The following is a 21,194-nucleotide window of genomic DNA, read 5'->3' on the forward strand; positions in this document are numbered from 1 at the left end:
GTTTAGCTTTGCTTTTAATGATTTTGTATTGCGTTTGTGTTTCATTTGTGTTTCTTTTTCTTTAATATTTATTCTTATTTTGCATTTTTCTTTCGTTTTCTTGCTATTATTTTCGTTTTTTATTTGCTGTATTATTTTTTATATTTATATTTGTCGCGGAAAGTTATCTAAATGAATATGACGACAGATTAAATTTCGTTTATAAATATCTGATATTAATTATTATAATATATAAGACTATGAAAACATTATGCAGTATGGCACTTAAGACAGTGCTACTTTGTGCTTGCTTCTCTTCTGTGTTATTTGCTTGTGAAGATGGTGAGACGGTTGAACCTACTGAAAAAAAGCCTTTGGTTTTTAATGAGCCGTATTTTGAGAAACTTTCGAAACCTCTTTCCGAAGATTTGATTTACAGTAAAGGTGTATCTTTGAAAAGAAACGCTGTAATTCAAAGCATGGATATTGCCAAGAACGGTGATATTTATTATGTGCAGATAGCGGGAAGCAGCCAGCATCAGTTGAATGTGTTGCATGGAGCGCCTAATGCTACCAATCCTTCGGAATGTATGGTATTTGAATTCTTTGGACATGGAACGAACATGGCTGTTGAAGAAGCTGCCGACGGAACTTATATTTGGTTAGGGAGTCATGGCAATAAGGGGAGTGACAAAAGTTATGGCGGTTCGCAGACGATATGCCGCGTGAAGTATGAACCGGGAACAAGTGTACAGCTTGCCGGAGGGGATGTATTCCATCTGAAAGGTACCCGTAATATACATCCTGCAATTAATGTGGAGAAAGATTTGCTGGGAGTACAATATTCCAAGAAGGTGTCGGGGGTTAATACGCGTGTTTTTGTAGCTTATCGTTTGAGTGAAGCTATGAAGCTGGCTCCGGTGGATGTCGTGCTGGAACCTCTGAAGTATGGCGGTGAAGATGAGGCTACTCCTGAGAAAACAGTGACGTTGACTGTCAAGGCGAGAGAGCTTTCTCAGCTTCAGCCTCTTTATCAATTTGCGGTTTCCGACGGACATGGAGGAAGTGTAGGCGAGTTGGCTTTTCAGGGTTATGATATTGATGAGCAATTCGTCTACTATTATGAGGGTATGGGATATCTTGAAGCCGATCCTTCAAAGGCTTATGTAAGTATATTGGACAAAAACGGCCTTCTTTCTGCACGAAAGGAAGTGGCTGCTGTTGCAGATGCCGAGAAACTGAATGAATTCGGAATGACCGATCGTGGGTATATGGAAGCGGAAGGTATCAAAGTGAAGAATGGCACGCTGTACTTGGGTTTTGCATCGAGAAAAATGGAAGGAAAGGATGATAAGCGCCTGGCGAATATTTTGATTTATCGCAATAAATGATTCTGGTTTTAAAAGTGAAGATAATTTTCAAAAGATAAATACTATGAAACAATTCTTTTTTATGTTGCTTCTGTTGGGAGCCGTCTTTGTAGGATGTAATGATGATGTGACTCCTCCGATTCCTGTGATTAAGGAGTTTGAGCTTACGGTGTTGGATAAGGCGGATGTCCCCATATCCAAAGCAGTGGTAAATGTTTTTATGAGCCATAAACCGGATGTACTGGTTATGAGTAAAAATACGGATATTTTTGGTAAGATACACTTCTTGAACCTCAAGCCGGGGAGCTATATTTTTACGGCGATGATGGGTGAGACGGAAATATTGAAGACTGATGTGGTAGTGGGCGACGACAACGCTCTAAATGTCGCTACGATGAAAGCTGGCAATTATGAAATGACGGTGGCCGACTATACGGTCATTGTGAAGTCGGATAGAGGTGCTGCTATCTCCGGACGTAAGGTAGATTTGCTGACCAAAGAGGAGCAGGTTGTCTATAAGTCGGGACTGACGGATGAGAAAGGCGAGACGCTTTTTACTAAAATACCTTTGGATGATTATTTGATTAAAGTATATGACGAAATGAATGAGGTGGCAGTACAGACAGAGGCTGTCTCTGTTGTTGAAGACGTTGCCAAGAATACATCCAATGTGGAGATCGTGAAGCTGATACATCATTCGGATATTGTTATTACGGGATTCCTTGTGGATCCGAAAGGATCGGATTCTCCGAACCCGGGGACTACGTCAGGCGGTGGTTTTCTTCATAAAGGCGGTTATGAGTATGTTCAACTGCTGGCATTGAAAGATATTAATTTTGATGAGACTCCGTACTGTGTCATTACGGGTATGAATGCTACGAATCCGGCTGATAAAACTTATCCTGCCGCCTTGGATGGCTGGGTAGAGTCGAAAGGACAAAATACAAAAACTACTTATCAGATAGACATAAATTCCGGTAGTGTAAAGAAAGGACAATTCTTCTATGTAGGTGGAGCAAGTTATATGATTGCAAGTTATTATGATGATTGGGGAAGTCCTATGATAGAGAAAGATAGATGGTGGGCATACGATTTCTATAAAAAGAGAGGTAGCAACGATAATGGAGCGGCAAAAGGTGGTTCAGGTATATTCAATAATTTGAATTCCGATAAAAAGACGAATGTGCCCGACGGAATAGCAGTGTTTAAGGGAGTGGATATTGATAAGAACACAGTGCCTCAAGATGTTGTATTCTATGGTGGCGAGTCTCCCATCAGAAAAGAAGACCGTTATCTGATTACTGACAATGATCTGTATCGTACTGTAAACTCCAAAGGTGAGCCGCAACCTTATTTTGGCGATGGAACAAACACTTGGTTTGCCAAGCAAGGACATAATGATGACGGATGTTACATCATGATGGGCGGAGAAGTTACGACAACCGAATGGTTGAAACCTCGTGTTGGCAAATTGTACAAACTGAACGTGAAAGGTGGTCCTGAAAGTGTTAGTGTAAGTGATATTGAAGCTGCTGAAGGAGTAACTGTATTTGTTGATAAATAAATCTGATAATATGAAAACAATAAATGTGAATAAAACTTGCCGTATAGCGGTATTCTCATTGGCGTGCTGCCTGGCTGCACCTTCATGGGCCGATGATTTGAATCGGGATGAATTGGATGTCCGTTATGAATCACAAGCTGTGATGCAAAAAGAATTGGTAAAGGGGTGTGTGCGCGATCAGAATGGGGAACCGTTGATTGGCGTAACTGTAAGGGTACAGGGGACTTCACAAGGTACCATTACCGATATTGACGGAAATTATAGTCTGGCTTTGCCAAGCAAACAGACCAAACTGGAATTCTCTTTTATAGGTTATAATACAGTGGTACTTACACCGGGCAGCCGGAAGTCTTTGGATGTTACTCTTAAAGAGGATGTCAAGGCTTTGGATGAAGTGGTGGTTGTGGGATATGGCACTATGAAGAAACGAGACTTGGTAGGTGCGGTAGACCATATTAATTCTGAAGCATTGGAAGGACGTTCAACTCCATCATTGACACGTAGCTTGCAAGGGCAGATTCCGAACCTGAACATATCCATGCGTGACGGTAAGCCCGACCGCGGAGCGTCTTATAATATTCGCGGTACAACCTCTATTGGTGCAGGTGGAGAAGCCCTGATTTTAATAGACGGTGTGGAAGGTGACCCGAATTCAGTAAATCCGCAAGATATAGAGAGCGTTTCTGTTCTGAAAGATGCCTCTTCGGCTGCAGTATATGGTGCTCGCGGTACTTTTGGTGTGGTATTGATCACCACCAAGAATGCGCAGAAAGGTGGCGTGAAAGTGAATTATAATGGTAGTTTCTCTTTCAGCCAGCGTACAGTGGAGCCTGATTTGGTGACAAACGGATTGCAGTGGACAGACGACTTTGTAGAAGCCTTTGTAAACAATAAAGGAACTATGCCTACTTCTATCAATAATATATTTCCTTATACACCGGAGTGGCACGAAGAATTGCGTCGCCACGATGCGAATCCTGACCTGCCCAAAGTGCAGATAAACGAGAATACCGGACAGTATGAGTACTTTGGAAATACGGATTGGGACAAACTTCTCTATAAAGACGTGACAGCCGGGACAGACCACTCAATGAGTATCACAGGTGGAAATGATATAGCCAACTTCTATGTGTCGGGCCGTTTTTTCTCACAGGATGGTATCTACCGTGCCAATACAGATGATTACCAGCGTGGAAACTTTCGTGCGAAAGGCTCTATAAAAATCAAGCCTTGGCTGAGCATCGATAATAACTTTGATATGATGCACAAGACGTATCATTATCCTTTGATTTCGTATGATCAGACTTTGAATATCCAGCGTAATATGGAACAGCAGGGCTTTCCGATGGCTGTAATGTATAATCCCGACGGAAGCCTGACGTACAGTGCTGTTTATTGTGCTGTGGGAGATTTCTATAACGAAAGCTCTTATCAGGACCAGACAACACTGCAATATAAGAATACTTTTGGAGTAAACATTACTCCTATTAAAGATGTGCTGAAGTTCCGCGGAGATTTTACTTATGTCAATACGGCTTATAAGCGTAATCGTGTTTTGAATTATGTTCCTTACAGCACCGGTCCCGAACAGTTTGCGGAAAAGGGCAAGAGCATTATGATGGATAATAAAGATGAAACCCGTTACATGGCAGCCAACCTTAATGGTACTTGGACTCCGAAACTGGGAAAAAATCATGCTTTATCCGTAATGGGAGGCTGGAACCTGGAGACGTCGAATAAAGATACCTTTTATTCGGAAAGAGACGGTTTCCTTTTCCCCGACAGACCGAATTATGATTTGATGGACGGTTTGAACTATAAACTGGAACAAGGTGACAAGAACTGGTCTTATGTAGGTGTGTTCTATCGTTTGAACTATGGATACAAAGGACGTTATCTTATTGAAACAAGCGGACGTTATGACGGTTCGTCCAAATTCCCTGTTAATGAGATGTGGGGCTTCTTCCCTTCTGCTTCGGCGGCATGGCGTATCTCGGAAGAAAAGTTCATGGAGGGTACTCGTTCCTGGCTCGATAATCTGAAGTTGAGATTCTCAGTCGGTACATTGGGTAATGGTAATGTAGATCCCTATAAATTCCTACCCACCATGAGTATTGATAAAACCGGCGTGATTGTAGGCGACGGGCAAGTGAATTATACAAGTTATCCGGGATTGATTCCCAATAATCTGACTTGGGAAAAGGTTACCACATACGATGTGGGTGTAGACGTGGATATGTTTAAAAACCGCCTGACGATAGGATTCGATTGGTACCGCCGTAATACGACTGATATGTATACGGTAGGACCTACGCTTCCGGAAGTGTTGGGTACTACTCAACCCAAAGGCAACTATGCCGATCTGAAAACAAAAGGCTGGGAATTGACCCTTTCATGGAGAGATAATTTCAAACTGGCAGGCAGTGATTTCCATTATGGAGTGAAGTTCATGCTATGGGATAGCCAAAGCTGGATTACCAAATATAACAATGCTACCGGCAAGTTGAGTGATTACTATGAAGGTTACCGCATTGGTGACATTTGGGGATACAACATCGAAGGTTTGTTCACCAGTTATGATGAAATAGCCAACCATGCCGACCAGGATTATATGAAGATTTCCGACTCTAAGATATGGCAACCCGGTGACTTGAAGTTTGCCGATTTGAATGGAGACGGTAAAATTGACAAGGGTGCGCAAACGTTGAGCGATCATGGTGACTTGGTTATTGTCGGCAATGAGGAAGAACGTTATCATTACGGTTTCAATTTGAATGTAGGTTGGAAGGGTATCGGCATTTCCGCTTTCTTCCAAGGCGTAGGAAAAAGAGATTGGTATCCGGGACAGGAAACAGGATTCTTCTGGGGCAAGTACAACCGCCCTTACGGCTACTCACTGAAGATGCATGAGAACCGTTGGACGGAGGAGAATCCTAACCCCAACGCTTATTGGCCCCGTTTGGTGGGATATTCTTCTGAAAATGGCGGACGCCCGATGGGAACGCCGAATAACCGCTATATGCAGGATGCTTCTTACTTGCGTCTGAAAGCGCTGACCGTTGATTATTCATTGCCGCAGGCATGGGTGTCTAAGTTAGGACTGACCGGATTGAAGATTTATTTCACCGGCGAAAATCTCTTCACATTCTCCAATGTATGTGAGAATTTCGACCCTGAAGTGATCAAGGGCGGTGATGTCGATTTGAAAGACCGTAAAGGTGAGGAACAGGGATATAGTTATCCGATGCTGAAAACGTATACGGTAGGATTGAATGTTTCATTCTAAAAAAAGAGGGAAGATTATGAAAAAAATATATTTATATGCAATGGCATTGGGACTGATGTTCGCGTCATGCGAGGATTTCTTGACCGAATATCCCAAAAATAAGATAACGCCTGATGATTTCTTTAAGACAGAGCGCGAGATAAGTCTTTATGCAAATTCTTTTTATGAAAAAGATATGCCGGGAGTCGGCGTGGCTACCGGAGACGGTGTGTCCGATATTATGGAGGTGGTTTCGGTCAGTTCGTATCTGAGCTCGGGTTATGGACCTGACAATCAAGGCGGATGGAGCTGGAGTGACTTACGGAATATCAACTATTTCATTGACCGCCTGAAGCAATCGCCGGTAAGTGACGATATCAAGAACAAATATATGGGATTGGCTAAGTTCTGGCGTGCCAAATTCTATTTCGAGAAAGTGAAAACTTTCGGTGGAGTTCCTTATTACGACTATTGCCTGGAACCTGACGATGAGGCACTGTATAAACCTCGTGACTCAAGAGAGTTCGTAATGGACAAGGTCTTGAATGACCTGAATGAAGCTGTAAAATACCTCACTGACAAAAAAGATGAGACTTGTACAACAGTCACCCGATACGTAGCATTGGCAATGAAGGCGCGCGTATGCTTACATGAAGGTACATTCCGTAAATATCATACGGAAATGAATTTGCCGGATGCGGACAAATGGATCAGGGAGGCGGCTTCGGCTGCAGAGGAGTTGATAAATTCCAAGCAATACAAACTGTTGAATACCGGTGAGGCTGAAAAGGATTACCGCAAATTGTTTACGGCGGAGAACAGAACAGGTGTACGCTCCATTTTGGATGAGACTATTTGGGCACAGGTGTATGATGCCGAATTTCGTCGTTGGCATGATGTGACATGGAAGTACAATTCCGCTACGGCAGGTTCCCGCTGGTCGTTGACCCGTTCATTCGTTAACACTTATTTGATGAGGGACGGTAGCCGTTTTACGGACAAAGCCGGTTATGAGACGATGACTTTCCCACAGGAAGTGAAAGATCGTGATTGCCGTTTGAAGCAGACGATCCGTACTCCGGGTTACAAGCGTATAAGTAAAGATAAGGAAATAACGGTTTTGCCGGATTTCACTATTACATTGAGCGGCTATCACATGATGAAATGGTCTTTGGACGATACATTCTATGATGGTCAGGCGGAAGCCACAAACGCAATGCCTATATTCCGGTATGCCGAAATCTTGCTGATTTATGCAGAAGCTAAAGCCGAACTCGGCGAGTTCACTTCGGATACATGGAACAAAACGATCAAACTGCTGCGTGAACGGGCCGGTGTCAACGGTAAGGAACCTGAAACTGCGGATTCTTATATGCAGGAAACCTACTATCCGGATATAGCGGACAAATATTTGTTGGAAATCAGACGCGAACGCGCCATTGAGCTGATAGCAGAGGACCGTCGTTATGATGACCTGATGCGCTGGAAAGCGGCAGACCTGTTTGCTGCAAACAGAACGAAGTGGGAAGGTATTTACATTCCGAAAGTGAATGAAGGCTACGATTTGGACGGTGACGGAAAGAATGACGTATGTTTTTATAAAGGCACTAAGCCCGGTATTTCAGGAGTCAAGTTCGTGCAGCTTGGCGGTAACCTCACCCTTTCGGGCGAAAAAAGTGGCTATTTGGTTTGGGGAGAAGCTTTCCAACGGGAATGGGATGATAAGAAATATCTTCGCCCTATACCGAGAAATGTCAGGGTTATAAATCCGGCTTTGGAGCAGAATCCGGGTTGGGAAGAGAACTAAGTATATAATTTAGTGATGTGATATAAATGATGTTGATGTATCTAAGAGTACATCTTTCGGCCTCTATCAGTCTATATTTGACTGTCGGATGTAATGTCTTTCTTAAAGCGACAGCAATCGGGCATAAAATAAAAAAATGAAAATAGTGGAAATTATGAAATGGATTATACTTGTTAGCCTGTTCCTCGTTGGCGGAATGGTGAAAGCTCAACATCTTCCGCAATGGTTGGAAAAGGCGGTGGTTTATCAAATCTATCCGGCCTCTTTCAAAGATAGTGATGGTGACGGTATCGGTGATTTGAAAGGAATTGAATCGCAATTGGACTATATCAAGTCCATTGGAGTGAACACGATTTGGATTAGTCCGGTGTTTTCCTCCGAGTTCTTTGATGGTGGGTATGATGTGACAGATTTCTATTCTGTGGACAAGCGTTATGGAACAAATTCCCAGTTGGTGAGTCTTGTTCAGAAAGTACATGAAAAAGGAATGAAAATTTTTATGGATCTTGTGGCAGGACATACCTCGGACAAGCATCCCTGGTTTTTGCAATCAAAGCAGGCTGATAAGAACTTGCAATATAGCGATTATTTCATCTGGACACCTACCAAAGCGGAAAAACCGAAACAGTTTGTTGCCACAGACTGTGAACGTGACGGCAATTACATGGAGAATTTTTTTGATTGCCAGCCAGCACTGAACTATGGGTATGCCAATCCCAATCCGGAGCATCCTTGGGAACAGTCGGTGGACGCTCCCGGCCCGCAAGCGGTTCGGCGTGAATTGAAGAATATTATTTCTTTTTGGATGGATAAAGGTATGGACGGCTTTCGGGTGGATATGGCATACAGCCTGATAAAGAATGATCCGAAGCACATCGAGACAAGCCGTTTATGGAAAGGCGTTAGCACTTGGTTCAAAGAAAAATATCCGGAGGGAGCTTTTATTGCCGAATGGGGAGAACCGACCAATTCTATTGGCGGCGGATTTCATATCGATTTTCTGTTCCATATCGGACGGAAAGGGTATACTTCTCTCTTCTTCAACAAGAAAAAAACGGAAGATATCAATTGCTATTTCGGGTTGGAAGGAGCAGGACAGGTTAAGCAGTTTGTAGAGATGTACCAGAAAGAATATGGAGAAACGAAAGGAAAAGGCTATATCTCCTTGCCGACTTCCAACCATGATATATGGCGTCTGGCTTGCGGAAAACGTACGGACTTGAAACAGTTGAAAGTAGCAATGACTTTCTTGCTGACTATGCCGGGAGTTCCTTGCATCTATTATGGTGATGAAATAGGAATGAAGTATATTGAAGGACTTCCCGACGTGGAGGGTAGCGTGCTTGCTTCGCGGAATCGTGCCGGAAGCCGTACGCCTATGCAGTGGGACGGTTCTGTCAACTTGGGCTTTTCTACTGCTCCCGCAGAAAAGTTGTATATCCCGGTTGACCCGGCAGAGGATGCCCCCACTGTGGAACAACAGCAAGCAGATGAGAACTCTTTGTTGAACTATGTACGTGACGTATTGAAATTGCGTGATTCTTCCAAGGCTTTAGGGAATACAGGAGACTGGAGAATGATCAGTAACGTGGAGCAGCCTTATCCTTTGATCTATTTGCGTGAAGCGGATGGAGAACGTTATTGTGTGGCTGTAAACCCAAGCGCGAAGAAAGTGACGGCGAAGTTTCCGACATTCAACTCCGGAAAGTGGGAAATGGTGTTGGGCGATAAAAAGCAGGCGAAGTATAAAGGCGGTACAACAGAGGACTGCATAAAGATGGCACCCGTATCTGCTGTGATTTTCAAGATTAACGAATAATGCGGATGAGAAATATTGTTCTGGCAATTCTGCTATTCACTTGCGTGTCATTGGCTGCACAAGACAATGGCTGGAAATTGACTGCTACCGACGCCGACGCAGCCTATGTCGGTGCTCCGGTAGCCAATGGCGGTATCGGAATATTACCTTGGAAAGAACCTTTTTCGGTGCGGCATGTCATTCTGAACCATGTATTCGAGAACGGAGGTAAACATGGTGTCAGTCGGGTATTGCGGGGTATAAATCCTTTTTTGCTTTCGCTGAAGGTGGATGATGTGGCCGTTGAGGGGAAGAACATTGCCGGTTGGCGGCAGGAGATTGACATGAAGGCTGCTGCCCACATCACATCGTTTGATGCGCTGAATAAGGTGAAAGTGAGGTATAGTATTCGTGCGTTGAGGAATATGCCTTACGCCGGAATGATTCAGGTAGAAATAAAGGCTCTTGAGAACTGTGCGGTACAGGTGTTGCAGCGGACGGAAGTCCCGAAAGAATACGGTGTGCCCGATACGGTCTATACCAAGATGAAAGGCGGACAAGCCGGGCAGTACGTTGTGAGTGTCAGTGCGCCTTCTCGGTATGGTACGCACAAGGTGACGGGTTCGGCGGGCTTTGTTTATGAAAAGAAAGCGTTCGATTTCCGATTGTTGAAAGAAGCGGGGGCTATATCTATCTCCCGCACATTGCAGAAAGGAGAAACCGTAAAGTTTGCCCTTTTGGGTACGGTATGCTCCACCCGGGATTTTGCCGATCCTTATGGTGAATCCATACGCCAGGTTGTTTATGCCAATTATGAGGGGACGGATCGTTTGCTGGAAGCGCATCAGGCTACCTGGGACGAGCTTTGGGGAGGTGATGTAATTATAGAAGGAGATGAAGAGGCACAGCGCAATGTACGTTTTGCTCTTTATAATCTTTATTCTTTCGGACGGGCAGGAAGCCGTTTGAGCATTCCGCCGATGGGACTTTCGGCACAAGGATATAATGGACATATCTTTTGGGATACGGAATTGTGGATGTATCCGCCGATGCTATTGCTGAATCAAGGGATAGCCCGTTCCATGATGGATTATCGTACCGACCGCATGGAGGGGGCGGCTTGTCGTGCTTATGCCCATGGCTATAAAGGTGTCATGTTCCCTTGGGAGTCGGATGATGCCGGTATGGAGTCCACTCCTGTATGGGCTTTGACCGGACCGTTTGAACATCACATCACAGCCGATGTGGCAATTGCCGCCTGGCATTATTATTGTGTGACGAAAGATCGTGAATGGCTGGTCGAGACAGGCTATCCTTTGCTGAAAGAAGTTGCTGCATTTTGGGAAAGTCGTGTCAGGAAGATGCCCGACGGCGGTTATGCGATAGCCAATGTGGTGGGAGCCAATGAATATGCCAGCGGTGTGACGGATAACGCGTTTACCAATGGTGCGGCTGTTTGCGCCTTGAAGTATGCGGTAAGTGCAGCCGAAGCCTGCGGGGAAGAAGCCCCCGCCGTATGGAACGATATTGCGGAGAATCTGCGCTTTCACTCGTTTGGCAACGGGGTGACGAAAGAGCATGAAAAGTATAAAGGAGCTATGATTAAGCAAGCGGACGTCAATCTGTTGGGCTATCCGCTGGAGGTGGTTACCGATCCTGAAACTTTAAAGAAAGATTTGGAGTATTATGCCGGGAAGATAGATCCGAAGCATGGTCCTGCAATGTCCTATTCTGCTTTCTGTGTGCAGTATGCCCGTTTGGGTGATGCGGATAAAGCCTATGAAATGTTCCGCCGTTCTTATGTCCCTAATTTGCGTCCTCCCTTTGGAGTGTTGGCGGAAACTCCCACCAGTCAGAATCCTTATTTTGCCACAGGTGCAGGAGGATTGCTGCAAGCTGTTATCAACGGCTTTGCCGGGTTAAGGATAACGGAAAACGGGGTGGTGCAACTGCCTTCGGTATTGCCGAAACATTGGACGAAGGTTGTCATAAAAGGAGTGGGTCCTGAAAAAAAAGACTACGTAAGAGAACGAAAATAGAATGTAATCTGTGGTGTGTTGTTTTTACCGGAATCCCTATAAGTCTTCAAAAAGAGGCTTATAGGGATTTGTTTTTAACACAAACGCAATTATTACGGAACGAAAAATGTTCTATCTTTGCTCCGCATTAATAAATAAAGGGTTATTGCAATGAAACAGGTTATAAGAAGACATGTAGCTGTACTGCTGGTCATATTTCTGGTAAGTACAGTTTGGGCGCAACAGGCAAAGTATGTATTTTATTTCATTGGAGATGGAATGGGGGTAAACCAAGTGAATGGTGCTGAGATGTATCTGGCTGAACAGGAAGGGCGTATTGGAGTAAAGCCGCTTTTGTTCACCACATTTCCGGCGGGTACGATGGCAACGACCTTTTCCGCTACCAATTCGGTGACCGATTCTTCTGCGGCGGGTACGGCACTTGCCACCGGAGAGAAAACCTATAACGGTGCTGTCAGTATGGATGATGACAAAAACGTCCTGAGCACCGTTGCCGAAAGAGCGAAGAAAGCCGGCCGGAAAGTGGGCATCGCTACCAGTGTCAGTGTGGACCATGCTACTCCTGCGGCGTTCTATGCCCATCAGCCCAATCGTAGCAGGTATTATGAGATTGCACTTGATTTACCGAAAGCCGGTTTCGACTTCTATGCGGGCAGCGGCTTCCTGAAGCCCACCACGACTGCCGATAAGAAAGAGGCTCCGAACGTTTTTCCTATTATAGAAGAAGCGGGCTACACTATTGCGAGGGGACTGGATGAATACAAGGAAAAAGCTGCGGATGCAAAGAAAATGATACTTATCCAGAAAGAGGGCGCCGAACCCTCCTGCTTGCCTTATGCCATAGACCACGAAGAGGGGGATTTGACTTTGCCTGAGATAACGGAAAGCGCGGTTACCTTTTTGTCTAAAGGAAACAAAAAAGGTTTCTTCCTCATGGTGGAAGGCGGCAAGATAGACTGGGCGTGCCATAGCAACGATCCGGTTACCGTTTTTGAAGAGGTCATCGATTTGGACAATGCGGTGAGGGTTGCTTATGAGTTCTACAAAAAGCATCCGAAGGAAACCCTGATTGTTGTAACTGCCGACCATGAGACCGGTGGCATGGGATTGGGCATCGGGAAATATGAACTGCATCTGAAATCTTTGCTGAATCAGAAGCAATCCCAAGACCTTCTTTCCAAAGCGATTACCGATTTGCGGAAAGATAAGGCCGGAAAAGCTTCATGGAATGAGATAAAGGATTTGCTTACAGAGAAAATGGGCTTTTGGAAAGAACTGCCTTTGACTTGGGAGCAGGAGAAAATGCTTCGTGATGAATATGAACAGTCGTTTGTGAAAAACAAAGTAGTTTTTGAGGAGAGTCTTTATGCAAGGACCGAACCTTTGGCTGCTGCTGCCAGAAAGGTTATGAGCCAGATAGCAATGGTGGGGTGGACCAGTTCCAGTCATACGGCGGGGTATGTGCCTGTGTTTGCGATAGGCGCAGGAGCCGACTTGTTTACCGGCAAGATGGATAATACGGAAATTCCGAAACGTATTGCGAAAGCAGCAGGATATAAGTAAAATGCAATCGGCTATCATTCTGTCATAAAGAGTGGTAGCCGATTGCATTTTGACCTAATCTCTTCCGGTCTCTTATTTCAGATCCTCTTTGATAACCTTGTCCATTTCTTTGATCAGCTTTTTCCGTTTTTGGGCGGATTTCACCTTTTCGTCTTTATAGCCGAGGTCTGTCCGTTCGGCAACGTCTTCGCTCCATTCTTCAAATTCGTTCTTTGCCGGGTGGCCGTTGGGGTCTATGTTCTCTTCGGCAATGGAGTTGTTTCTGTAAATCATATCATCCATAACAATGTTGTTTTTAATGGTTATGATGATAGTACAAGATTCCGCGCAAAAAGTTCCGGTTTCCTGTCTCTTTTCGCAATCATTTAATAAGAATAAACGATTCTTGCAATTTATGGCAGATGTTTATAGCTTCGTTTCTCCTTCAATAAACTCTTCCAGGAAGAGGTTTTCTCCGTCAAATACGGCATACGAGAAGTAATTTATCCAGTCGCCGAGAATCAGTACGCGGGCAGTGGTGCTCAACATCAGGTCCAGCTCAATGTGGCGGTGTCCATAGATGAAGAAGTTGATATTCGGGTGGCTTTTCAGGTAGTCTTTGGTGTACAGCACCAGATGCTCTTCGTTTTCGCCCATGTAGTCGGGTTCTTTTCCGTCTATTCTTTTCAGGCGGCTATGCTTGGCCCACGTCAGTCCAAGTTCTACGCTCCAGCGGGGATGAAGGGCGGAGAATAATGTCTGGAGGCTGCGGCTGTGGAACATGGCTCGCAGCAATTTGAACTTTTTATCCGGATCGCCCAGTCCGTCGCCATGGGCAAGATAGAACTCTTTTCCGTAGATTTCCGTAGTAAGGGGTTCGCGGTGAATGGTTACTCCGCATTCCTTGGTCAGGTAATCCCCGCACCAGATGTCGTGGTTGCCGGTAAAGAAGTGCACTTCCACGCCCATGTCCGTCAGTTCGGACAGTTTGCCGAGAAAGCGGGTGTAGCCTTTGGGCACGACGGTGCGGAACTCGTACCAGAAGTCGAACATGTCTCCCAGCAGATATACGGCGGATGCCTTGTGCTTGATACTGTCGAGAAAGTTGACTAACCGTCTCTCCTGTGTACGTCCATGTTCGATGGCTCGTGAACCCAGGTGTGCGTCTGATAGGAAATATACGTTCTTCATTTATATACTATTCCGTTATTCGTTAGAGAAAGCCCAGTTCCAGTTTCGCTTCTTCACTCATCATGTCTTTGTCCCATTCGGGTTCGAACACCAGGTTGACGGTAGCGGATTCCACTCCGTCTATCGATTCTACTTTCTGGCGGACGTCTTCCATGATGAAGTCTGCCGCAGGGCAGTTGGGGGCTGTCAGGGTCATGTCGATGACTGTCTCACCGCTGTCGGAAACGTCTATTTTATAGATTAGCCCTAAGTCGTATACGTTCACCGGAATCTCCGGGTCGAATACGGTTTTCAGCATGGCTACGATTTTTTCTTCTATTTCAAATTTGGTCATATTCGTACGGTTGTTGGTTTAGCGAAGCAAATCTAAAGATTTTAATTGAAACTACAAAGAATGTGCATGCTACATTACAGCATACCTTCGTCATTGAAACTGTAATATAGTCCGTCTGTAATTATAACGTGGTCAATCATACGGATGTTCATGGTCTGTGCGCCTTTCTGTATGAGTTGCGTTAGCCGGCGGTCGTCGTCGCTGGGGTGCGGGTTTCCCGAAGGGTGGTTGTGCACCAGTGCAATCTGTGTGGCGCGTTGCAGCAACGCTTCGCGCAAAACGCTTCTTACGTCGGCGCTGGTTTGGTCGATGCCGCCCCGGCTGATGCGTACCTTATCTATGACATGGGTTGCCTGGTTGAGCAGAAGTACCCAGAATTCTTCGATGGTGAGGTCGCACAGCAACGGGTGGAAAATTTCATAAATATCATTGGACGAACGTATGACGGTGTGTTCCGGATGTTCTTGCAGTTTTCTGCGTTTTCCCAGTTCAAGGGCTGCCATGATGGTTATGCTTTTGGCGGGTCCAAGCCCTTTGAAACGGGAGAAATCGTGCACTTCCCATTTCCCTAACCGGTTCAGGTCATTGTTGCAGCAGGCAAGTGTCCGCTGCATCAGTGTAACGGCGCTCTCTTCGGTGTTTCCGGAACCGATAAGTATTGCCAGCAGTTCTGCATCGCTAAGGGCTTCTGCGCCTTTTAGCATCATTTTCTCCCGCGGGCGGTCTTCTATTGCCCACTGGTTGATTGTTAATTTCTTCATTTCTTTTTTCTTTACCGACTGCCGGCACTTGCCGTTCATCACTTGTAAAAGTTCTTTTTGAATGCTTCGAACTCATCTTTGCCGAGTATGCAGCGGTTCCACCAGGCTCTCCAGAATCCGGTTCCATATCCGATGAGCTGGATGAAGGATGCGGCAATGGAATAAAGGCCGATGCGCAGGCTCTTGTTTTGAATGGCGGAGTCTGTGCAGACGAGCAGTGCATATAGCGCAACCGGTAGGAGGCTGTATAGGCAAAAAGGTGCGCTTGCCAGTAGCACCACTACTCCCAGAGTGAATGTGGCGGGCAGCAGATGCACGATTTTCAAGGAGTCGGGATGTTTCTTGTAGAGGTTGATGCGGGCAATGCCGGAATTGTGCACTTGCTTGAAGAATTTCTTCAGGTCCGTCCGTCGTTTGTGATATACCCATGCTCCGGGAAACAGCCTGCACCTGTATCCGCCTTTGAAGATGCGGATGCTGAAATCTATGTCTTCTCCAAAACGCATCCGGGAGAAGCCGCCGAGTGCTTCGTAGACCTCGCGGCGTACTCCCATATTGAAGCTTCTCGGATAGAACTTGTCCATTTTCTTTTTCCCGCCGCGAATACCGCCGGTGGTGAAGAATGAAGTCATGGAGTAGTTGATGGCTTTTTGCACATCGGTAAAAGAGGCATGTGCGCGGTCGGGTCCGCCAAAGGCGTCGGCAGGAGTTTCCTGTAATTCTTTTTCCACTTCCTGAAAGTAATCTTCGGGAAGGATGCAGTCGGAGTCCAGTATTATCAGGTATTCTCCCCGGCTGCGTTCTGCGCCATAATTGCGTGTTTGCCCCGGGCCGGAATTGGGCTTGGAGTAGTAGCGGATGTTCAGAATGTCCTGATAACGGTCTGCGACATTTTTGCAGGGAACGGAAGAGCCGTCTTCTACGATGATGACTTCGAAATCCTTGAAACTTTGCCGGGTCAGGCTTTGCAAAAGCTCGTCCACCTCGTCGGGGCGGTTGTATACGGGAATGATAACGGAATATCGCATGTCTCTGTCTCTTTTTATCGGGTTACGGGAGATGATGCTGCAAAGATACGTTTTTATTTGGTGATAGGTTGTTGTTTTGCCGCACATTCAGATTGTTATTTTTTGTGCACGTCCTTCTTCGCAAAGTTTAAAAATGAGAATTATCTGTCACGCTGTCACATTACGGGGGTATGACGCTGATTGTATGTGTGTTGCGTTGTGACGGATGAGTGTGACGGATAAGATTGTTTACAGTTATCTGTCACGCAGTGTGTCGTCCTGATTTGGTTGACCGGTTTAACTTCTTAATCCTGTATTTGGTTGTCTTAGTCCATTACTTAAAACGGCTTGGATGCGTATTCATATCGGCATAGGAAGAAGCGGCGGTTCATTATGCAGCATTCCGCCATGCTTAGGGAAAATATTTGTTTCTCAGGTAGATACTGGCAGTTTCTCCGGGGTAAACTGGGAGTTCTAACGTACGCAACTAAGAGTTTCATTAGGGTAAACTGGGAGTTCCTGCCGCTGAAACTGTCAATGTCCTGCAGGCTTGTCTAAACGGAAAAGGGGCTGAATCTCGTTTTGAGACAGCCCCTTCAAATATTTAAAGGATAGACTTATGCTTTTACGCGGCCTACGTATGAACCGTCGCGAGTGTCGATTTCGATGGTTTCACCTTCGTTGATGAACAACGGTACACGTACGGTTGCACCAGATTCTACTGTTGCAGGTTTCAGGGTGTTGGTAGCTGTGTCGCCTTTCAAGCCCGGTTCGGTGTAAGTAATCTTCATCTGAACCTTCACAGGTACGTCAGCGTACAGAACTGTCTCGGTAGAGGCGTCGGATACAACATCCACAATCATTCCTTCCAGCAGGAAGTCCACACCGTTGATCAAGTCGTGGGCGATAGGAATTTGGTCGAAAGTTTCCTGGTTCATGAACTGGTAGTTGTCACCGTCATGATAGAGGTATTGGTGCGGACGGCGTTCTACACGTACGTCTTCCAGCTTTTCACCGATGTTGAAACGACGTTCCAGAACGTAGCCGTTGACTACATCTTTCAGCTTGGTACGCATGAAAGTATTACCTTTTCCCGGCTTTACATGCAGGAAGTCAATGCAGAAATAGAGCTTGCCGTCCATGCGGATGCAAGTTCCGATTTTAATGTCTTGGGCATTAATCATACTTTATAGTCTTTATTATTATTATGTTATTAAGATGTTTCCCTTGATTTGCGAGTGCAAAAGTAATGGAAATCGGTAAAAAACACAAAAAGTTTTGAGATAAAATGAGTTATCTCTTGGTTATTTTAGAAAAAGTCTCTATTTTTGCAGCCCGATTACGTAGAATAATAACATAAAACAAGATACAGTAATGAAAAGAACATTTCAACCCTCTAACAGAAAGAGAAAAAACAAACATGGGTTCCGTGAGAGAATGGCTACAGCTAATGGTCGCAGAGTATTGGCCGCACGTCGTGCTAAAGGCAGAAAGAAACTGACTGTTTCTGACGAATACAACGGAGTGAAAGCATAAGTCATTCCCTATTAATTAGAAAATAAGAAAGCCGCAAAGGACTGGTGACAGTGTTTTGCGGTTTTTCTTTTGTGAAACTTTCAAGAAAACATCATTGCAATGCGCCCAAATTGCATTATCTTTGTGCCAAAAGCGAAGATAAACCGCATCCCGGCATAAAAAATGAACAAGTTCATTTTATTCTGCTCTCGGTTTGCATTATCTTTGCACCAAATTGTAGTGATTATGACTATAAAGGATTTTTTTTCTTTCCGGCAGAACAAGTACTTCTGGATAAACATCGCGGCAATGATTGTTGTAGTGGGATTGTTGCTGTTCGGGACATTGAAAGGAATAGATATATACACTCATCATGGTGAGGCTGTGGTGGTGCCTGACGTAAAAGGCATGACGGTGGGAGAAGCCGGAAAGGTGTTTGAAAACAAAGGACTGGCTTGCGTCATTTCCGATTCTACCTATGTGAAAGACAAACCCGCAGGCTGCATTTTGGACTATAATCCGGCTGCCGGACAAAAGGTGAAAGAAGGCCGGATCATTTATCTGACAATCAATGCCATCAATATACCCTTGCAAGCGGTTCCCGATGTAGCGGACAACAGTTCGTTGCGTCAGGCGGAAGCGCGTATCCTGGCCTCCGGATTTAAGTTGAACGACATTGAGTACATGGCAGGCGAGAAGGACTGGGTGTATGGTGTGAAGTATCAGGACCGCGTTCTTGCCATGGGCGAAAAAGTGCCTATGGGCGCAACGCTGACTTTGATGGTCGGCAATGGCGGAGAGGAAATGCAGGAAGGTGATTCCCTGTCTGCGGATGAAGGCGCAGAACCGCGGGAGGTTGTTACGTCCGAAAGTTCTGCAGCCGATGAGTCTTGGTTCTGAAGTTAAACGTAAGTGCGCGCGAATGAGGGTGTCTTTAATTCTTAAAAAGGACAAATGATGATCGAAGAGTTACCGGACGACATAGAGAACGATGTACTGGACGATATAGAACCTGTCGGTGATGAGTCGCAGCTTTACGAGCACTTCCGCGTTGTTGTGGACAAAGGGCAGGAGATGATGCGTGTGGACAAGTATCTGTTCGACCGCCTGACTAATGCTTCGCGTAACCGTATACAGAAGGCTGCCGATGCCGGGTTTGTAATGGCAAATGATAAACCTGTCAAGAGCAGTTACAAGGTAAAACCGCTGGACGTGATAACGGTTATGATGGATCGTCCCCGCTATGAAAACGAGGTTATTCCCGAAGACATTCCCCTTAATATAGTCTATGAAGACAAGTTCCTTATGGTGGTTAACAAACCGGCCGGGCTGGTGGTGCATCCCGGACATGGCAACTATCATGGCACGCTTGTCAATGCCATTGCCTGGCACATGAAAGATATTCCCGATTATGATGCCAATGACCCGCACGTGGGGCTTGTGCACCGTATCGATAAAGATACATCCGGCTTGCTGGTGATTGCCAAAACACCGGATGCAAAAACCAATCTCGGCCTCCAATTTTTCAATAAAACCACTAAACGCCGTTATCGTGCTCTCGTCTGGGGGAATGTGGAGCAGGACGAAGGTACGATTGTAGGCAACGTGGGGCGTAATCCTAAAGACCGTATGCAGATGACCGTCCTTCCCGACGACCAGGGTAAGCATGCCGTTACCCACTACCGGGTGTTGGAACGTTTGGGATATGTGACCCTTGTGGAGTGTGTCCTCGAAACAGGGCGCACCCATCAAATTCGTGTGCACATGAAGCACATCGGGCATGTCCTTTTCAATGATGAACGCTATGGCGGCCATGAGATTCTGAAAGGAACGCATTTTGCCAAATACAAACAGTTTGTAAACAATTGCTTCGATACTTGTCCGCGGCAGGCATTGCATGCCATGACGCTGGGGTTTGTGCATCCCGTTACCGGAGAAGAAATGTACTTTACCTCGGAACTGCCGGATGACATGACCCGGCTGATTGATAAGTGGAGAGGCTACATTAGTAATAGAGAATTAGAATGAAACGCACAATTGCTATTGCATGTGGGGGGGATACTTCCGAATTTGAGGTTTCCCTGCGCAGCGCACAAGGAATTTACTCCTTCATCGACAAGGAGAAATATACATTATATATTGTAGAGATGCATGGGCTGGACTGGCATGTGCAGCTTCCCGACGGGACAAAGACTCCTGTGGACCGCAATGACTTCAGTTTCAGGCTGGGGGGGGAGAAGGTGGTATTCGACTTTGTATATATCACCATTCATGGCACTCCGGGTGAGGACGGACGCTTGCAGGGGTATTTAGATATGCTTCATATACCCTATTCTTGCTGTGGAGTGCTTGCGGCTGCACTGACCTATGATAAGTTTGCCTGTAATCAATATCTGAAAGCTTTCGGTGTGCGTATCGCCGACTCTCTGCTGCTCCGTCAGGGACAGTCGGTTTCCGATGAAGACGTAATTGGTAAGATAGGGCTGCCCTGCTTCATCAAACCCAGTCTGGGAGGTTCCAGTTTCGGCGTGACAAAGGTCAAAACAAGGGAAGAGATACAGCCTGCCATTGAGAAGGCTTTCAAAGAAGCCAGGGAGGTATTGGTGGAGGCTTTCATGCAAGGTACGGAAATTACCTGCGGCTGCTATAAAACCAAAGAAAAGTCTGTGGTATTTCCCATTACGGAAGTGGTGTCGCATAATGAGTATTTTGACTATAAAGCCAAATATAACGGTGAGTCGGATGAGATAACTCCGGCGCGTATTCCCGACGAATTGCGCGATCGTGTGCAGAAGCTCACTTCCGCCATTTATGATATCCTCGGCGCTGCCGGAATTATCCGTGTGGATTATATCATCACCGAAGGAGAGAAGATAAATCTGCTGGAGGTGAACACCACTCCGGGCATGACTGCCACCAGTTTTATCCCGCAGCAGGTGCGCGCGGCAAACTTGGATATAAAAGATGTAATGACAGATATAATAGAAAACCAATTTTAGATATTGACAGTTTGGTGCCAACC

The 21,194-nt window shown here is 45.6% G+C and carries 17 protein-coding genes; 11 read left to right on the plus strand and 6 right to left on the minus strand.

The annotated features are described in order from the left end of the window. Positions 1–257: 257 nt before the first annotated feature. From NQ546_RS04115 to NQ546_RS04145, 7 genes are all read left to right on the plus strand, one after another. A complete protein-coding gene (locus tag NQ546_RS04115; RefSeq protein WP_004292165.1) occupies positions 258–1,370 on the plus strand; it encodes a hypothetical protein in 1,113 nt (370 codons plus the stop codon). Positions 1,371–1,413: 43 nt separating this feature from the next. Continuing rightward, positions 1,414–2,913 carry a hypothetical protein gene (locus NQ546_RS04120; protein ID WP_004292166.1) on the plus strand — a complete coding sequence of 500 codons (1,500 nt, stop codon included), beginning with the start codon at positions 1,414–1,416 and terminating at the stop codon, positions 2,911–2,913. Positions 2,914–2,923: 10 nt separating this feature from the next. Further along, the gene (locus NQ546_RS04125; RefSeq protein ID WP_004292167.1) at positions 2,924–6,199 is read left to right on the plus strand and encodes a SusC/RagA family TonB-linked outer membrane protein; all 3,276 of its coding nucleotides are present in this window, start codon (positions 2,924–2,926) and stop codon (positions 6,197–6,199) included. A 16-nt stretch (positions 6,200–6,215) separates the two neighbouring features. Beyond that, positions 6,216–7,985: a RagB/SusD family nutrient uptake outer membrane protein gene (locus NQ546_RS04130; protein WP_039953555.1), complete on the plus strand. Its 1,770-nt coding sequence runs from the start codon at positions 6,216–6,218 to the stop codon at positions 7,983–7,985. A gap of 136 nt (positions 7,986–8,121) precedes the next feature. After that, positions 8,122–9,804: an alpha-amylase family glycosyl hydrolase gene (locus NQ546_RS04135; RefSeq protein WP_004292169.1), complete on the plus strand. Its 1,683-nt coding sequence runs from the start codon at positions 8,122–8,124 to the stop codon at positions 9,802–9,804. After that, complete coding sequence (locus NQ546_RS04140) at positions 9,804–11,822, plus strand: glycoside hydrolase family 65 protein (protein WP_004292170.1); 2,019 nt, start codon at positions 9,804–9,806, stop codon at positions 11,820–11,822. Before NQ546_RS04135 ends, NQ546_RS04140 begins: the two co-directional genes overlap by 1 nt. 150 nt (positions 11,823–11,972) lie before the next feature. Beyond that, positions 11,973–13,385 (plus strand): alkaline phosphatase, encoded by a 1,413-nt coding sequence (locus tag NQ546_RS04145; RefSeq protein WP_004292171.1) that lies wholly within the window; start codon positions 11,973–11,975, stop codon positions 13,383–13,385. Positions 13,386–13,457: 72 nt separating this feature from the next. Here NQ546_RS04145 and NQ546_RS04150 read toward each other — a convergent pair whose 3' ends face one another. From NQ546_RS04150 to efp, 6 genes are all read right to left on the minus strand, one after another. Next, positions 13,458–13,667, minus strand: coding sequence for a hypothetical protein (locus NQ546_RS04150; RefSeq protein ID WP_004292172.1), 210 nt, complete (start codon positions 13,665–13,667; stop codon positions 13,458–13,460). Between the two features lie 123 nt (positions 13,668–13,790). Next, positions 13,791–14,555, minus strand: coding sequence for a UDP-2,3-diacylglucosamine diphosphatase (locus tag NQ546_RS04155; RefSeq protein WP_004292173.1), 765 nt, complete (start codon positions 14,553–14,555; stop codon positions 13,791–13,793). Positions 14,556–14,577: 22 nt separating this feature from the next. Then, positions 14,578–14,889 (minus strand): iron-sulfur cluster assembly protein, encoded by a 312-nt coding sequence (locus NQ546_RS04160; protein ID WP_004292174.1) that lies wholly within the window; start codon positions 14,887–14,889, stop codon positions 14,578–14,580. 74 nt (positions 14,890–14,963) lie between these two features. Continuing rightward, positions 14,964–15,650, minus strand: coding sequence for a RadC family protein (radC, locus tag NQ546_RS04165; RefSeq protein ID WP_029429343.1), 687 nt, complete (start codon positions 15,648–15,650; stop codon positions 14,964–14,966). A gap of 38 nt (positions 15,651–15,688) precedes the next feature. Then, a complete protein-coding gene (locus tag NQ546_RS04170) occupies positions 15,689–16,678 on the minus strand; it encodes a glycosyltransferase family 2 protein (protein WP_004292176.1) in 990 nt (329 codons plus the stop codon). A 596-nt stretch (positions 16,679–17,274) separates the two neighbouring features. Beyond that, entirely contained in the window at positions 17,275–17,841 is a 567-nt protein-coding gene (efp, locus tag NQ546_RS04175; RefSeq protein ID WP_004292178.1) for an elongation factor P, read from the minus strand. Positions 17,842–18,031: 190 nt separating this feature from the next. Here efp and rpmH point away from each other — a divergent pair, with 190 nt between their 5' ends. The 4 genes from rpmH to NQ546_RS04195 all read left to right on the plus strand — a co-directional run bounded on the left by rpmH (position 18,032) and on the right by NQ546_RS04195 (position 21,171). Beyond that, entirely contained in the window at positions 18,032–18,193 is a 162-nt protein-coding gene (rpmH, locus tag NQ546_RS04180) for a 50S ribosomal protein L34 (protein ID WP_004292199.1), read from the plus strand. A 225-nt stretch (positions 18,194–18,418) separates the two neighbouring features. Beyond that, entirely contained in the window at positions 18,419–19,072 is a 654-nt protein-coding gene (locus NQ546_RS04185) for a PASTA domain-containing protein (RefSeq protein ID WP_004293135.1), read from the plus strand. Between the two features lie 57 nt (positions 19,073–19,129). Next, positions 19,130–20,200, plus strand: a complete 1,071-nt coding sequence (locus NQ546_RS04190) for an RluA family pseudouridine synthase (protein WP_039953500.1) — start codon at positions 19,130–19,132, stop codon at positions 20,198–20,200. Beyond that, positions 20,197–21,171, plus strand: a complete 975-nt coding sequence (locus tag NQ546_RS04195) for a D-alanine--D-alanine ligase (protein WP_004292203.1) — start codon at positions 20,197–20,199, stop codon at positions 21,169–21,171. The genes NQ546_RS04190 and NQ546_RS04195 overlap by 4 nt, the downstream gene beginning before the upstream one ends. Positions 21,172–21,194 lie beyond the last annotated feature (23 nt).

The organism is Bacteroides eggerthii (assembly GCF_025146565.1).
GTDB classification, from domain to species: Bacteria; Bacteroidota; Bacteroidia; order Bacteroidales; family Bacteroidaceae; genus Bacteroides; species Bacteroides eggerthii.